This window comes from Promicromonospora soli, from assembly GCF_014653785.1.
GTDB lineage: Bacteria > Actinomycetota > Actinomycetes > Actinomycetales > Cellulomonadaceae > Promicromonospora > Promicromonospora soli.
Window position 1 is genome coordinate 853616 of record NZ_BNAS01000001.1, and the last position, 15264, is coordinate 868879.

Annotated in this window: 13 protein-coding genes; 8 read left to right on the top strand and 5 right to left on the bottom strand. The window is 72.1% G+C overall.

The genetic code is table 11. From position 1 onward, the window contains the following. Positions 1–36 precede the first annotated feature (36 nt). A complete protein-coding gene (locus IE250_RS03875; RefSeq protein ID WP_189667911.1) occupies positions 37–912 on the bottom strand; it encodes a helix-turn-helix domain-containing protein in 876 nt (291 codons plus the stop codon). 52 nt (positions 913–964) lie between these two features. Between IE250_RS03875 and IE250_RS03880 the strand changes: the two genes are divergently transcribed. The 3 genes from IE250_RS03880 to IE250_RS03890 all read left to right on the top strand — a co-directional run bounded on the left by IE250_RS03880 (position 965) and on the right by IE250_RS03890 (position 3084). Further along, positions 965–1417 carry a VOC family protein gene (locus IE250_RS03880; RefSeq protein WP_189667912.1) on the top strand — a complete coding sequence of 151 codons (453 nt, stop codon included), beginning with the start codon at positions 965–967 and terminating at the stop codon, positions 1415–1417. Between the two features lie 82 nt (positions 1418–1499). Further along, complete coding sequence (locus tag IE250_RS03885; RefSeq protein WP_189667913.1) at positions 1500–1667, top strand: DUF4236 domain-containing protein; 168 nt, start codon at positions 1500–1502, stop codon at positions 1665–1667. Positions 1668–1788: 121 nt separating this feature from the next. Next, positions 1789–3084: a deoxyguanosinetriphosphate triphosphohydrolase gene (locus IE250_RS03890; RefSeq protein WP_189668321.1), complete on the top strand. Its 1296-nt coding sequence runs from the start codon at positions 1789–1791 to the stop codon at positions 3082–3084. Here IE250_RS03890 and IE250_RS03895 read toward each other — a convergent pair. Genes IE250_RS03895 through IE250_RS03905 form a run of 3 tightly spaced genes read right to left on the bottom strand, consistent with a single transcriptional unit; the run spans position 3074 to position 6776 of the window. Further along, the gene (locus IE250_RS03895; protein WP_189667914.1) at positions 3074–3988 is read right to left on the bottom strand and encodes a sugar ABC transporter permease; all 915 of its coding nucleotides are present in this window, start codon (positions 3986–3988) and stop codon (positions 3074–3076) included. The genes IE250_RS03890 and IE250_RS03895 overlap by 11 nt on opposite strands. Then, entirely contained in the window at positions 3988–5556 is a 1569-nt protein-coding gene (locus IE250_RS03900; protein ID WP_189667915.1) for an ABC transporter permease subunit, read from the bottom strand. The genes IE250_RS03895 and IE250_RS03900 overlap by 1 nt, the downstream gene beginning before the upstream one ends. Further along, positions 5556–6776, bottom strand: coding sequence for a sugar ABC transporter substrate-binding protein (locus IE250_RS03905; protein ID WP_189667916.1), 1221 nt, complete (start codon positions 6774–6776; stop codon positions 5556–5558). Before IE250_RS03905 ends, IE250_RS03900 begins: the two co-directional genes overlap by 1 nt. A 183-nt stretch (positions 6777–6959) precedes the next feature. Here IE250_RS03905 and IE250_RS03910 point away from each other — a divergent pair, with 183 nt between their 5' ends. The 5 genes from IE250_RS03910 (at position 6960) to IE250_RS03930 (ending at position 13775) form a co-directional block, all read left to right on the top strand. Next, positions 6960–7988: a LacI family DNA-binding transcriptional regulator gene (locus tag IE250_RS03910; protein WP_229872111.1), complete on the top strand. Its 1029-nt coding sequence runs from the start codon at positions 6960–6962 to the stop codon at positions 7986–7988. Between the two features lie 101 nt (positions 7989–8089). After that, complete coding sequence (locus IE250_RS03915; protein WP_373301576.1) at positions 8090–9862, top strand: glycoside hydrolase family 13 protein; 1773 nt, start codon at positions 8090–8092, stop codon at positions 9860–9862. 23 nt (positions 9863–9885) lie between these two features. Further along, the gene (gene dusB / locus IE250_RS03920) at positions 9886–11115 is read left to right on the top strand and encodes a tRNA dihydrouridine synthase DusB (RefSeq protein ID WP_373301577.1); all 1230 of its coding nucleotides are present in this window, start codon (positions 9886–9888) and stop codon (positions 11113–11115) included. Positions 11116–11235: 120 nt separating this feature from the next. Then, entirely contained in the window at positions 11236–13089 is a 1854-nt protein-coding gene (locus IE250_RS03925; RefSeq protein WP_189667918.1) for a serine/threonine-protein kinase, read from the top strand. 86 nt (positions 13090–13175) lie between these two features. Further along, complete coding sequence (locus tag IE250_RS03930; RefSeq protein WP_189667919.1) at positions 13176–13775, top strand: hypothetical protein; 600 nt, start codon at positions 13176–13178, stop codon at positions 13773–13775. Positions 13776–13787: 12 nt separating this feature from the next. On the opposite strand, the gene IE250_RS03935 is transcribed toward IE250_RS03930, so the two are convergent. Further along, positions 13788–15071, bottom strand: a complete 1284-nt coding sequence (locus IE250_RS03935) for an amino acid adenylation domain-containing protein (protein ID WP_189667920.1) — start codon at positions 15069–15071, stop codon at positions 13788–13790. Positions 15072–15264: the final 193 nt, after the last annotated feature.

Here is a 15264-nt window from a genome sequence, read left to right on the forward strand (position 1 = left end):
GGCCGGCTCCGGGACGCCTCCGTCCACATCCCCGGGCTAGCGCCCGGACGCCGTCAGCGCCGCCGCGCAGCGGCGGGCGTACTCGCCCGGCGTGACGCCGACCGCGCGCACGAAGTCCCCGGTGAAGTGCGCCTGGTCGTAGTAGCCGACGGCGGCCGCCAGCCCCGCCAGGTCCAGCGCCGGATCGCGGCCCAGCATCTCGGCGGCCAGGTGCACCCGATGCCGTCGCAGCACCCACTTGGGGCTGACGCCCACCCAGTCCGCGAAGAGGCGCTGCAGCGAGCGCGGGGTGGTGCCGAGCCGGTCGGCGAGCGCCGCGACGGTGGTGCCCGGCACGGCGTCGGCGATCGTCGCGAACGCCGCGCGGAGCGCGGCCAGCGCGGCGGTGGAGCGCGGCGTCCGGGACCGTTCGGCGGCGGCTCGGAGCAGTGGGGTGACGGTCCGGACGGCGGCGTCCGGCAGGCCGGCCGCAGCCTGGGCGAGCGCCTCCGCGCCGGTGACCTCCGCCGTCGGGCCGAGGAACCCGGCCGGTTCGACGGCGCCGCGCTCCCCCGGGTGCGCGAGCCCGAGCAGTGCCCGGTAGCCGCCCGGGCGCAGCTTGGTGCCGACCACGCCGCCGGAGCCGGCGATCGTGCGCCGGTCGGTGGGCCCCGCGGGCATGGCATAGGCGAGAAAGCCGACGTCCTCAGCGACGATCTGGCCCACGGGGTGGGGCACCACGGTCTGGGTGAAGGCAGTGCCCGGGGGCAGGTCCCAGGTGATCACCCAGTGCCAGTCCACGAGGTCGGCGAGGTCCGGGGCGGGTTCGACGCGCGCCAGGGAGAACCGGTCGCGTGCCCTGGCGGGGTTCACGATGCCGAGCGTCGGCCCTGACTCGAGGGCATGCGTGACCGTACGGTCGTCGTCGAACACCTGTCGCACATTTCCAAGACTGGCACAGCCTGGCCGCGGCAGCATCGAAACCATGAAGAACTCAGCCCTGCACCCCAACATCTCCGTGAGCGACGCCCGCGCGGCCATCGCGTTCTACGAGGCGGCGCTCGGCGCCGAGACGCTCGACGTGATCACCGCCGGCGACGCCGTGATCCACTCCGACCTGGTCCTGCGGTCCGCCGCGGGCGAGTCCACCTTCACGGTTGCCGCCGCGTTCCCCCCGGACTCCGTGGCCCCCGAGCCGGGCGCGCCCACGCACGCGAGCTTCACCGTCCCGGTGGAGGACGCCGACGCCGCCTACGCCCGCGCGCTCGGCGCCGGGGCGACCAGCCTCGCCGAGCCGGCCGACTGGTTCAAGGGATTCCGGCAGGCCGCCGTGCGCTGCCCGTTCGGTCACCGCTGGTACTTCGTGACGGTGGCCGAGTCCGTCACGGCGGACGACGTGCAGCGCGCGAGCGACGCGTGGATGGCGGACCGCGCCTGACGATCCGTAGGCGTTCTTTTGGTTTGTCGGGGAGGCGAGGTTCGGTACGCTTTGCCCCGACTCGAGGAGGAAGCGCAGCACCATGGGTATCAAATTCCGTAAGCGTTGGTCGCTCGGCCCGGTGAAGTTCAACTTCACCCAGAGGGGCTTCTCTTCGTGGAGCTTCAAGGTCGGCCCCTGGTCGTGGAACTCCAAGACGAAGAAGCACAGCGTGGACCTGCCCGGTGCCTTCAGCTGGCGGCAGAGCTGATTCACCGGCGCTGACCCCCGCACGAGCAGGCGGTCCTGCACCCTCCGGTCCGGAGCGGTCAGGGTCGCCTGTTCGCGCGGGAACGGCCCGGATTCCGGGGATGTCACCGCGCGTGGCTAGAGTGGCTCGCGTGGAGCAAGCCCTCGGGAAGAGCATCCCGCCGTCATACAGCGCGCAGGACGTCGAGCGCTGGGTGACGGAACCGCCCAAGTCGCAGGCCCGAACCCCCTTCGAACGCGACCGCGGCCGCGTGGTGCACTCCTCCGCGCTGCGCCGTCTCGGCGCCAAGACCCAGGTGCTCGGCGCGGGGCACGACGACTTCGTGCGCACCCGCCTGACCCACTCCCTCGAGGTGGCCCAGGTGGGCCGCGGTATGGGCCGCTCACTGGGCTGCGACCCCGACGTGGTCGACACCGCATGCCTCACCCACGACCTCGGGCACCCGCCGTTCGGGCACAACGGCGAGACGGCGCTCGCCGAGATCGCGGAGCCGATCGGCGGCTTCGAGGGCAACGCGCAGACCCTGCGCCTGCTGACGCGGCTCGAGCCCAAGGTGATCGGCTTCGACGGGGTGCCCGCCGGCCTCAACCTGACCCGCGCGAGCCTCGACGCGAGCGTCAAGTACCCGTGGGCGTACGGCGCCGGCCCGGCACGGCCCGACGGCACGGCGAGCCGCAAGTTCGGCGTCTACGCCGACGACATGCCCGTCTTCACGTGGCTCCGCAAGGACGCGCCCGACGGCGTGAAGTGCCTCGAGGCCCAGGTCATGGACCTCGCCGACGACATCAGCTACTCCGTGCACGACGTCGAGGACGGCGTGGTCGCCGGCCGGATCGACCTGGACCTCATGGCGCACGCCGAGGAGCGGGCGCGCGTGGCCGAGTACGTGCGGGCCTGGTACGGCGAGTGGTACACCGCGGACGCCATCGACGAGGCGCTCGGCCGTCTGCAGGACTACCTGCGCGGCGAGGGCCACCTGGTGCGGGCCTTCGACGGGTCGCGCCGGTCCCTGGCCTCGCTCAAGGACATGACGAGCCAGCTCATCGGCCGGTTCATCGGCGCGGCGATCGCCGCCACGCGGGCCGCCTACGGCGAGGGCCCGCTCACGCGCTACGCCGCCCGGCTGGTGGTGCCCGCGGAGACCGAGCACGAGATCCTCGCGCTCAAGGGGATCGCCGTCGCGTACGTCATGGCGCCGCGCGGCCAGGAGCCCCGCTACCTGCGGGAGCGGGAGATCCTGGCCGACCTGGTCCGCGTGATCGCCGACCGCGCACCCGCCGAGCTGGAGCCGCCGTTCGCCGCGGACTGGCACGCCGCGCCCGACGACGCCGGGCGGCTGCGCGTCGTGGTCGACCAGGTAGCGTCCATGACGGACCTGTCGGCGATCACGCTGCACGCCCGGCTGGTCAGCCCTTGACGGAGCCCGCCGTCAGGCCGCCCACTATGTACTTCTGCAGGAACAGGAACAGCGCGAGCACGGGCACCGCGGAGACGACGGCGCCCGCCGTGAACAGGCCCCAGTTGGCCTCCTGCAGCGACGACACCCAGCCGTAGAGCCCCACTGCGAGCGTCCAGCTCTCCTCCGACTGCAGCAGCACGCGCGCGATGATGAACTCGCCGAACGTGCTGATGAAGCTGAGCAGCCCCACCACGGCGAGGATCGGCGCGGTCAGGCGCAGCACGATGGTCCAGTAGATCTGGGCGTGCGAGGCGCCGTCGATCTTCGCGGCCTCGTCGATCTCTCGCGGCACGGTGTTGAAGAACCCGTACATGAGGAACGTGTTCACCCCGAGCGCCCCGCCCAGGTACACGCAGATCAGCGACAGCTTGGAGTCCAGGCCGAGCCCGGGCACCACGTTCCCGAGCGAGATGAGCAGCAGGAAGATCGCGACGAACGCGAGCATCTGCGGGAACATCTGGATCACCAGCAGGGCGGTGAGCCCCATCCGGCGTCCGCTGAACCGGAACCGGGAGAAGGCGTAGGCCGCCGCCGCGCCCATCAGCACCGTGCCCACGCCGGTGGCCACCGCCACCACGAGGGTGTTGCCCATCCAGGTCCAGAACCGGGTGCCGCCGAGGGCCGCGTAGTTGGCGCCGGACACCGACGCGAACAGGTCGTTGGAGCCGGTGAGCGTGCCGCCGTCGGCCAGCGAGGCCGACACGACGTAGACCAGCGGGAAGCCCGCGTAGGCCACGGCGAGCACGCCGACCAGGTGCCGCCAGCCGATCTCGGAGAACCAGCGGCCGGCGGAGGGGCGGCGGGACAGGGACCGCCGGGAGACCAGGGAAGGCCGGGTCGCAGGGACCCTCGTCGTGCGCATCAGGCGATCTCCTCGAGCGAGCGGGTGCGCCGGAACGCGAGGGCGGAGATGGTCGCGACCACCACGAAGATGACTATCGACAGGGCGCTGGCCAGGCCGTAGTCCTTGGCCGCGGTCCCGTCGAGCCCGGAGACCGAGTAGACCATCGAGATGAGGATGTCGGTGTGCCCGAGCGGCACCGAGGCGTCGTCGAACCGGGGACCGCCCCCGGTCAGCATGTAGATCAGCGTGAAGTTGTTGAAGTTGAAGGCGAAGCTGGAGATGAGCAGCGGCGCCGTCGCGACCAGGAGCAGCGGCAGGGTGATGGACCGCCAGGTGCGCCACCGTCCGGCGCCGTCGATCTTCGCGGCCTCCAGCACGTCCGTCGGCAGGGACTGCAGCGCGCCCGTACAGATCAGGAACATGTACGGGAAGCCGAGCCACAGGTTCACGCCGAGCACCGCGAGCTTGGCGAGCACCGGGTCGGTGAGCCACGGGATCTGCGCCCCGCCGAGCAGCACCTCGTTGACGAACCCGTACGACCGGTTGAGCAGGCCCGACCACAGCAGGGCCGCGAGGAACCCGGGGATCGCGTACGGCAGGATCACCAGCGTCCGGTAGACCCGCCGGCCGCGCAGTCGCGCGTCGTTGAACGCGATGGCCAGGAACAGGCCGAGCAGGAACGTGGACGCCACCGAGACGGCGGCAAATGCGAACGTCCAGACCAGGATCTTGCCGAACGGGCCCGCGTACCGGTCGTCCCCGAACGCGGTGACGAAGTTGTCCAGCCCGACGAGCACGCGCCAGCCCACAGGCAAAGTCGTCCCGTCGGCGGCCTCGAACTGGCCGTCGTCGTTCGCGGTGTACGTCACCCCGGTGGTGGTGTTGATCATGGCGTCCGACACCGGGTCGTACGTCAGCGTGGACGTGAAGACGTAGCCGGTTCGGGCGTCCTGTGTGCGGATCGATCCATCGTTCGGGTCCTCGGATACGGGCACCCGCAGGTCGGTGACCTCCTGCTGCCGCTCCAGGACCTCGGCGTACTCCAGCACCTCGTACCCCGGCAGGCCGGTGACCCGGCCGGCCTCCACGGCGGCGCCGTCCACGGCCGCGAGCGGCCGCTCGGCCGTGCCCGCCTCGACCACGCCCTCGGGCGAGACGATCGCGAAGCCGAGCGTGTCGCCGTCGGCCACCACCGTCAGGGGCGACGACGGCGAGCCCTCCACCCGGCGCTCGTTCTGCACCAGGAGGGCCTCGACGGCCTGCTCCTTGGTGGAGTTGTGCCCGTCGCCGTAGTTGGTGAACGCGACGTAGCCGGTGTAGGCCACGACGTACACCTGGTAGACGAGCAGGAAGGCGAGCCCCGGCAGGATGTACTTCAGGGGCAGCGCACGCTTGCTGAAGTACGCCCAGTTCGCCACGAGCAGCAGCGCCACCATCGCGGCGAGGATGCCCCACGACTCGGCGCCCCACGCGGCCAGGACGGCGTAGACGCCGAGGGCGTCGACCAGTGCGATCAGGACAAGCTTGACGAGAAACCCGGGGCTCCAGCCGGTCCGACCGGAGCCCCGGGTCGCAGGCAACGACATCAGCCGATCTCGCCCTGGATGTCGGAGACCATCTTGTCCCAGGCCTTGGCCGGGTCGGACTTGCCGGAGACGATGGCAGCCTCGGTCACGCCCCAGTACGCCCACACGGCGCCCATCTCGGGCAGCGAGGGCATCGGGACGGCGTCGGCGCCGACCTCACGGAAGCCTGCGGTGATCGGGTCCTCCGACGCGGTGTCGGCGGCCTCGATCAGGGCCGGCGGGCGGTCGCCGGCCTCGTAGAGCGCGAGCTGCGCCTCGGGGGTGGCCATGTGGTTGACCAGGAAGTCGTTGGCGAGCAGCGCGTTCTCGCTCTGCGCGCTCACGTAGAAGCCGGCCACGCCCACGAACGGCTGGGCGGGCTCGCCGCCGGCGCTCGGGATCGGGTCGATCGACAGGTCGAGGTCCGCGAACTGCTCCAGCATCCACGGGCCGCCCACGATGAACGGCGACTCGCCCTTGGCGAAGGCCGCCACCGCGATGTCGTAGGTGACGTCTGTGCTCAGCACGCCGGCCTCACCCTGCTCGGCCAGCCACTGCGCGAACGCGGTGCCGCCCTCGCCGCCGAGCGCGAGCTCCGGCTGGTACGAGCCGTCCTCGTTCTGCTCGAAGACCGGCGCGCCGAACGACATCTGCAGCGGATAGAACGTGTAGGGGTCGCCCTCGGTGGAGGTCTGGATCAGGAGCGGGTACTTGGTGCCGGCGTCCTCGCCGGCCGCGACGGCGTCGTCCCACGTGGCAGGCGCCTCGGGGGCGAGTGCCGTGTTGCGGATGAGCGCGATGTTCTCCACGGCGTACGGCAGGCCGTAGACCTGGTCGTCCTGCGTGAAGGCCGCCACGGAGACCGGCTCGAACGTCGCGGCCGCGTCGCCCAGCTCGATCGGGGCCACCACGCCGTTGGTCGTGAGCTCGCCCAGCCAGTCGTGCGCGCCGACCGTGATGTCCGGGCCCTTGCCCGTGGGCACCTGGGCCAGGAAGTCGGGGCGGATGTCCTCGAAGTTCTTCAGGACCACCTCCACCTCGGCGCCCGTCGACTCCTCGAAGCCGGCCGCGGCGTCCTCCACGGCGGCCTGGCGGGTCTCGTCGACCCAGACGGTCAGGGTGCTCCCCTCGCCGTTCGGTGCGGCCGACTCCTCGCCCGCTGGTTCCTCTGCGCCGCCCGAGCAGGCGGCCAGCGCCAGCGTCGCGGTCAGCGCAGCGGCGGTCAGGATGCTCCGTCGCATCGTCACTCCCAGTTGTTCGCGGCCCGACGTCGGGCCTGGTTCTGATCCCCCGAACCGTATGGCTCGCTGAGGAATCTTGCAACTAGTTGCGATAAAGTTTCAGCATCGCTTGCAAGCAGGCCGGAGATCACCGTGGATGGTCACTCACGACGAAGGAGCCGCGTGTCACCTAGGCTGCCAGGCGTGCGCACCCGACTGACCGATCTCGCCGAGCAGGCTGGGGTCTCCACCGCGACCGTGTCGCGCGTGCTCAACGGCAAGCCCGGCGTGGCCGGCGAGACCCGCCAGGCCGTCCTCGCCGCCCTGGACGTGCTCGGCTACGAGCGTCCGTCCGCGCTGCGCGCCCGCCCCGCCGGACTCATCGGCCTGGTCGTCCCCGAGCTGTCCAACCCGGTGTTCCCCGCCTTCGCACAGGCCATCGAGTCGCAGCTCGCCTCGCGCGGGTACACGCCATTGCTGTGCACGCAGTCGCCGGGCGGCACCACCGAGGACGAGTACGTCGAGACCCTCATCGACCACGCCGTGGACGGCATCGTCTTCGTCTCCGGCAAGCACGCCGACACCCGGGCCTCCACCGAGCGCTACCAGCGGCTGCGCGGGCGCGGCATGCCGATCGTGCTGATCAACGGGTACGCCGCGGGCATCGACGCGCCGTTCGTCTCCCCCGACGACGCCGCCAGCGTCGAGCTCTCCGTCCGGCACCTGGTGTCGCTGGGCCACCGCCGCATCGGCATGGCGATCGGGCCCGACCGGTTCGTGCCGGCCAAGCGCAAGATCGAGGCGTTCGTGGCCCAGCTCCTGCGGCACGGCCTCGCGGCCACCGAGCAGGAGGCGCGCGAGCACGTCAGCCTTACCCTCTTCACGCTGGAAGGCGGCCAGGCGGCGGCCGGCGACCTGTTCGACGCCGGGCACACAGCCGTCGTCTGCGGTTCCGACCTGATGGCGCTCGGCGCCGTGCGCGCCGCGCACGCCCGCGGCCTGTCGGTGCCCGACGACGTCAGCGTCGTCGGCTACGACGACTCACCCCTGGTCGCCTTCACCGACCCGCCGCTGACGACGGTGCGCCAGCCGGTCGCCGACATGGCGCACGCCGCCGTCAGCGCACTGCTCACCGAGATCCACGGCGAGCGCGCGCCCCGCTCGGAGCTGCTGTTCACCCCGGAGCTGGTGGTACGGGGCTCGACAGGTGCCGCCCCGGCCCGGCACGCCTGACGCCCACAACACACCGCTTTGCGCTTTGGGCGTGATTTCTCCCGTACGCTTTCAGCAAGCGTTGCAGCTGACAAACCCCCCGACTTACGAGGACGCGACACGTGACAAGTACTGCCCTCATCACCGACGACCTCACCGCCGGAGCACCCGTCCATGCCCCCGCCGGGACCGGCGAATGGTGGCGCGACGCGGTGATCTACCAGGTCTACCCCCGCTCGTTCGCGGACGGGAACGGCGACGGGATCGGCGACCTGGCGGGCGTCACCGCCAAGCTGGACCACCTGAAGGCACTGGGGGTCGACGCCGTCTGGCTGAGCCCGTTCTACCGCTCCCCCCAGAAGGACGCGGGGTACGACGTCGCCGACTACCGCGACATCGACCCGCTGTTCGGCACCCTCGCCGACTTCGACGAGATGCTCGCCGGCGCCCACGAGCGCGGCCTGCGGATCATCGTCGACCTTGTGCCCAACCACTCCTCCGACCAGCACGTCTGGTTCCAGGAGGCACTCGCCGCCGCCCCCGGTTCTGCCGCGCGCGACCGCTACATGTTCCGCGACGGGCGCGGCCCGGGCGGCGACGAGCCGCCGAACAACTGGCAGTCCATCTTCGGCGGACCGGCCTGGACCCGGCTGGCCCCGCGGGACGGTGACGGGCCGCTCGGCCCGCAGTGGTACCTGCACCTGTTCGACTCCTCCCAGCCGGACCTGAACTGGGAGAACCCCGAGGTCCGCGAGGAGTTCGAGGCGGTGCTGCGGTTCTGGCTCGACCGGGGCGTGGACGGGTTCCGCGTCGACGTCGCGCACGGCATGATCAAGGCGCCCGGCCTGCCCGACTGGGAGGGCCAGGTAGCGATGGTCGAGGGCACGGTCGAGGAGCCGACGTCGAACCCGGGTGCCCCCGAGGACGGCTCGACCGGAGCCGGCAACCACGGGCCGATGTTCGACCAGGACGGCGTGCACGAGATCTACCGGGCCTGGCACCAGGTGCTTGCCGAGTACGACGGCGACCGCTGCCTGGTCGCGGAGGCCTGGGTGGAGCCGCTGAGCCGCCTGGCCCGCTACGTGCGCCCAGACGAGATGCACCAGGCGTTCAACTTCTCGTTCCTCACGACGCCCTGGGACGCGGCGCGCATGCGCTCGGTCGTGGACGTGTCGTTCAGCACCATGGACGCCGTCGGCGCCCCGACCACGTGGGTGCTGTCCAACCACGACGTCGTCCGGCACGTCTCGCGGCTCGGCCTCGCCGAGGTCGCGAGCGGCCCGCTGAACGGAATCGGCGCGAACGACCCGCAGCCCGACCCGGAGCTCGGCCTGCGCCGCGCCCGGGCCGCGACCCTGCTCATGCTCGGCCTGCCCGGCTCGGCGTACCTCTACCAGGGCGAGGAGCTCGGCCTGCCCGACCACACCGCCCTGCCCGACGACGTGCGCCAGGACCCGGCCTTCTTCCGGACCGGCGGCGTCGAGGCCGGCCGCGACGGCTGCCGGGTGCCGCTGCCGTGGGTCGGCGGTGCGCCGGGCAACGGGTTCGGCCCCACGGGCAAGACCTGGCTCCCCCAGCCCGCCGTCTACGCCGAGCTCGCCGCTGACCAGCAGTACGGCGTCGAGGGCTCGACCTACGAGATGTACCGGACGGCGCTCCAGCTGCGCCGGACCGAGAAGATCGGCGGGGGCGCGCTCTCGTGGGTCACCTCGCTGGTCGATTCCCCGGACGTCGTCGCCTTCCAGGCGGCCGGCGTCGTCGTGCTCGCCAACCTGGGCGACTCGCCGGTTCCGCTGCCCGCCGGGTCCGAGGTGCTGGTGGCCTCGGGTGAACTGGTTACCTGGGCCGGCGCGGTCGCGGTGCCGGAGGACACGACGGTCTGGCTCCGCGCCTGACCCACCGGTGGAACAATGGGGCCGTGACTTCCGTCCTCGACACGACCACTCAGGCGCCTACGGCATCCGGCCCGGCGTCGGGCGCTCCCGTGCTCCAGCCCCTCCAGATCGGGCCCATCACCGTGGGCACGCCGGTGGTGCTCGCGCCCATGGCGGGGGTGACCAACCGCGCCTTCCGCACGCTGTGCCGGGAGGCAGGGCAGTCGACCGGGTTCGACCCGGGCCTGTACGTCGCGGAGATGGTGACCAGCCGCGCGCTCGTGGAGCGCAACGTCGAGGCGCTGCGGATCGTGACATTCGGCGCGGACGAGACGCCGCGCTCCGCCCAGGTGTACGGCGTGAACCCGGCCACCGTGGGCGCCGCCGTGAAGATCATTGCGGGCGAGGACCGCGCCGACCACGTCGACCTCAACTTCGGCTGCCCGGTGCCCAAGGTGACGCGCAAGGGCGGCGGCGCCGCCCTGCCGTGGAAGAAGCAGCTGTTCACGGACATCGTCAGGGCAGCGGTCGACGCCGCCGAGCCGCACGGAGTGCCCGTCACGGTCAAGATGCGCAAGGGCATCGACGACGACCACCTGACCTACCTGGAGGCGGGGCAGATCGCGGAGTCGCTCGGCGCCGCCGCCGTCGCGCTGCACGCCCGCACCGCCGCGCAGCACTACTCGGGGCAGGCCGAGTGGGAGGCCATCGCGCGCCTCAAGGAGGCGGTGCGGACGGTCCCTGTGCTCGGCAACGGCGACATCTGGTCCGCGGAGGACGCCCTGCGCATGGTCGAGCAGACGGGGGCCGACGGCGTCGTCGTCGGCCGGGGCTGCCAGGGGCGCCCCTGGCTGTTCGCCGACCTCGCCGCCGCGTTCAACGGTTCCGGGCTGCGGGTCCGGCCCGGCCTGCGCGAGGTCGCCGACACGATCTACCGGCACGGCCTGCTCATGGTCGAGTACTTCGACGGCGACGAGGGCAAGGGCATGCGTGACCTGCGCAAGCACATGGCCTGGTACCTCAAGGGCTACGCCGTCGGGGGCGAGAAGCGCCACGAGCTCGCCCTGATCAACACCCTCGCCGAGCTGCGCGAGCGGCTCGACGCGCTGGACCTGGACGCCCCCTACCCCGGGGACGACGCCGAGGGCCCGCGCGGCCGCGCCGGTTCCCCCAAGACGCCGCACCTCCCGTACGGCTGGCTGGACTCGCGCGAGCTCGACGCCGCGTTCGAGGCGAAGCTGCGCGAGGCCGAGCTGAGCGTCAGCGGCGGCTGAGCACGGGGGGCCGGGCACCGCAATCGTGCTCTGACCTTCCGATACGCTCGTCCCGCGGTGGGCGCGTACGCCGTCCGGCCGGCCTTTCCCGAGCGAGCAACCCGACCCCATGGAGTTTCCGTGCTGTCCGACGTGGCGCGACGAGTCCGCGCACCTGAGATCACACCGCCCACCGCCCACGACCCACACGAGCTCGGCGGCTACGAGATCCGCGGCCGGCTGGGCCAGGGCGGCATGGGCATGGTGTACCTCGGAGCCACCCGGAGCGGTCGCCTGCTGGCGATCAAGGTCATCCACCCGGAACGCACCGACGAGCGCGAGTTCCGGGCCCGCTTCCGCCGCGAGGTCTCTGCCGCGACGAGGGTGCGCAACCGCCATACGGCGGCCGTCGTCGACTTCGATGTCGACGCGCCCCGGCCCTGGCTGGCCACCGAGCACGTGCCCGGACCTACCCTGGCGCAGGCCATCGCCGAGCTGGGGAGCCTGCCCGAGGCGGCCGTCCGCGAGCTCGTCACCGGTCTTGCCGAGGCCCTCGGCGCGATCCATCGCGAAGGCCTCGTCCACCGCGACGTCAAGCCCGCGAACGTGCTGCTCGGCCCCGATGGGCCGGTGCTGATCGACATGGGCATCGTCTCCGACTCGAACGCCACGTCGTTGACCACGACGGGCATGCAGCCAGGGACGCCCCAGTTCATGTCGCCCGAGCAAGCCCGGGGTGAGGCTGTCACCACCGCTTCCGACGTCTGGTCGCTCGGCGCCGTCGCCCACCTCGCGGCAGCCGGGACACCGCCGTTCGGAACGGGCAGCCTAGCGACACTCACCTACCGGATAGTGCACGAGCAGCCCGATGTCGGCGCTCTGCCGCCCGGCCTGCGTGGCCTGGTCGGCGCCTGCCTGGCCAAGGACCCCGCCGCGCGTCCGGCGACGTCGGCGGTGCTCGCGTCGCTCGCCGATCCGCCGTACGCCGAGCCCGTCGGCACCGGCCTGGAAGGCCCGGGTCTGCCCGACTTGCCCGACGAGCAGACGGTGCTGCGCACCAGGACAACGCCGTCCGACGCCGCTACCGCACCGGACCGCACCGAGACGCCCGCGCCGTCGGGCCGGGCGCGGCGCAAGGTCCTGATCGGCCTGGTCGCCGCGGGTCTGGTGCTGGCCGGCGGCGGAGGCGCGGCGGCGCTCGTGCACTTTCTGGCTCCCGGAGACACGCCTGCCGGAGCAACCACGCCCCAGGCCGAGGTGTCGACCTCGGCCGAGCCGTCCCGCGAACCGAGCCCCAGCCCGACCTCGAAGAAGCCGAAGAAGAAGCCGTCGGCGACGCCCGAGAGCTCTCCGGTCGCCACGCCCGGCGGCGAGCAGGACGGCACGTCGGCCACCGAGCAGGACGCCGCCCCGGCTCAGTTCCGGCCCGGCGCCGTGGCGATCCCCGCGCAGGTCCAGGTGGGCCAGGAGATCGTCGCGGAAGTGACCGGCTGGACGCCCCAGCCCGCCGACACCACGTGCCTGTGGAGCATCGGCGGCGAGGAGCGGGACAACCTCGGGTCGTGCGCTTACACCGTCGCGCTCGACGACGTGGGCAAGGCTGTCCAGGTCAGGCTCACCGCCACCCGGTCCGGGTACGCCGACGCCGCGGCGCTCTCCAACGCCACCGCCACCGTGCCGCAGCCGTCGGTGCCGAAGCCGAGCTGCTCGATCACCCTGCGCCCGGGCGAGGAGCACGTGGGCTGGCTGGCCCACTGCGGCATCGAGCAAGACCCGAACGTCACCTACACCTGGACCTGGGTCGACATCGACAGCGGCGAGACGATCACGCAGGAGGGAGAGGCGGGGTACACGGTCGGTCCGAGCATGTGGATTCGCGGCAGCCACAAGGGAAACCGCGTGACCGTGACAGTGGCGGCGCAGCGGGCGGGCTACCGTTCCGCCGAGTTCAGCACCACGTCCACCATGCCGGACGAGTACGTTCCCGCCGGGTGACCCGGCGCAGGGGCTGAGCGGTCTCCTGTACGCCGCGCGGCAGCGCGAGCCGGCAGGCAGCATGGGGGCAGGAGAGAGGGGGCGGGATGAGACGCCTGGTGGTCGCCCTGCTGATGTGCCTGAGCCTCGTGGCCGGATGCAGCGCTGAGGAGTCCGGCTCCCCGCCCGGCGCGACGACGACCGGACCGACGGGCACGCCGCCGGCGGATGGAGCCACCACCGAGCTGGTCGGGTCCTGGCATCGTGCGCAGAGCTGCGCCGAGATGCTCGCAGCGTTCCAGGCAGCCGGACTCGCCGAGTCACATCTCGGCTGGCTGCAGGGGAACTTCTACGGCGGTGAACCGGGACCGGAGACAGGCGACCCGTGCGAGGGAGCTCGCGGACCGCTGGAGCACGATCACTTCTTCACCGACGACGGCCAGTTCGGCTCGCACGACGAGAACGGCGAGGAGGTCGACGGCGGTGACTTCGAGGTCGTCGACGACGACACGGTGAGCTTCCCGTCCCACGCGACGGAGTTCGGCTACGACGGCGAGCTGGTCGTGGACTACTCGATCGACGGCGATGTCGCCGTCTTCGACGTCACGCTTCCCGAAGGGTGCGCCGATACGTGCGCGGACGCGTACGCCTGGGCCCTCTCCGCGTTCGCATCGGGTCCGTGGGAGCGCGGCGAAGTTCCGACGTAGCGGGGCTGAGCGTCACAGCCCATCCGGTTGCGGCCACTCCGGCGGCAGGACGCGGCCCATGATCGACGACGCCATGACCAGCCCCGGCTCGTCCCGGCCCGACGCCGGCTCGCGGTCGCGCAGCAGCGCCGCACCGTCCCGCTCCCAGGCGAGTCCGGGCCGGCCCGACGCCGCCCGGTACAGCGCGTCCAGGTGGTCCGGGTGTCGCTCGGCGAGCAGGGCCAGCACCCAGGACGGGACGTCCGGGTCGTCCAGCACCTGCGCCAGCCGCTGGGGCTTCCACGGTTCGAGCGGGGCGGTGTGCACCTCGCGGAGCTGCCCGTACCAGTCGAGCAGGCGCAGCCCTTTGACGGGGTGGTGCACCAGGGCGAACCCCGCGTCGTCGGGGTCTGCGGCGTCGTCGGGCAGCCAGCGCTCGTCGCGGAGCGCGGGCAGCAGCGCGAACTCCTCGGCCGGCGACCCGATCCGGTCCTTGAACCGCATGAACGCGTCCATGACGTGCGTCGCCGTGCCCTCCACCAGCACGTCCCCGAAGAGGTCGCAGAACGCGCGGTGGTGGTCGGCGACGAGCTCGCGGGCTCGGGCCAGCGTTCGGGGGTTGCGGTAGGCCGGGCACGGCGTGGAGGCCAGCAGCCCGACGACGCCGCGCACGACGTCGACGATGGTGCTCGGCGAGAAGACCGACGGCGTGTCGGCGAAGATCCATGCCGCCCCGACCGGCAGCACCCGCCCGGACAGCGGCAGGCCCGGGACGAGCGCGATCGAGCGGATCTCGGAGCGGCCCGTGTAGACCCGGTACTCCAGGTCGTCCTCGAGGTTGTGCAGCACGGCGTGCTCGTCCACCAGGTCGGTCACGATGAAGTGGCCGAGCACCCCGCCGTCGCGCCACTGCTCGAGGAGGGCGCGCTCGGCGTCGTCCACGTCGAGGCCGGCCGGGGCGGTGCCGGCGTCCGCCGGGACCGAAGGGGACTCCTCCCCGAGCAGCCTGCGGACCAGCGAACCGCCCGCCTCCCGCGGCCCGGCGTGGACCAGCATGTCCACCGCGCAGTCGCGCGTCACGGTGTCGTACCGCTCGGGGTCGACGTCGCTCACGGGCACTAGCGACTCGGACCGGACGAACGCGACCTGTCGCTCGACGGCTTCCGCGTTGGCGGGACGCAGCACGTGCGCTACCAGGCGGTACGTCAGACGGGTCGCGAGGGCCCGGCGCTCGCGCAGAGTCAGCCGGTCGAGCGGGCCGACGGCGGGCTCGGCGCCTGCTTGGTCTCTTGCGATCGGGGTCTGTGTCCACGTCATGACGTTCATGATCCACCAGGAAACGACACCGACAAGCCTCAAGGTGCACCATCTGTGGATAACCCCCCGGCAGCGGCGGGGCGAACTTTCACAAAGGGTGGAAGTCGATCTTGTCCGTAAAGAGCACAAACGGCCCGACGTAGACCAAGATCAGCCTTGCACGGCGCTGGCGGCCGGGCGCCGGCACGCTCCC

Coding starts and splice junctions, on each gene's coding strand:
- IE250_RS03935 (WP_189667920.1), bottom strand. CDS start 15,071: ATGACGTGGACACAGACCCCGATCGCAAGAGACCAAGCAGGCGCCGAG.
- IE250_RS03880 (WP_189667912.1), top strand. CDS start 965: ATGAAGAACTCAGCCCTGCACCCCAACATCTCCGTGAGCGACGCCCGC.
- IE250_RS03900 (WP_189667915.1), bottom strand. CDS start 5,556: ATGTCGTTGCCTGCGACCCGGGGCTCCGGTCGGACCGGCTGGAGCCCC.
- IE250_RS03895 (WP_189667914.1), bottom strand. CDS start 3,988: ATGCGCACGACGAGGGTCCCTGCGACCCGGCCTTCCCTGGTCTCCCGG.
- IE250_RS03905 (WP_189667916.1), bottom strand. CDS start 6,776: ATGCGACGGAGCATCCTGACCGCCGCTGCGCTGACCGCGACGCTGGCG.
- IE250_RS03930 (WP_189667919.1), top strand. CDS start 13,176: ATGAGACGCCTGGTGGTCGCCCTGCTGATGTGCCTGAGCCTCGTGGCC.
- IE250_RS03885 (WP_189667913.1), top strand. CDS start 1,500: ATGGGTATCAAATTCCGTAAGCGTTGGTCGCTCGGCCCGGTGAAGTTC.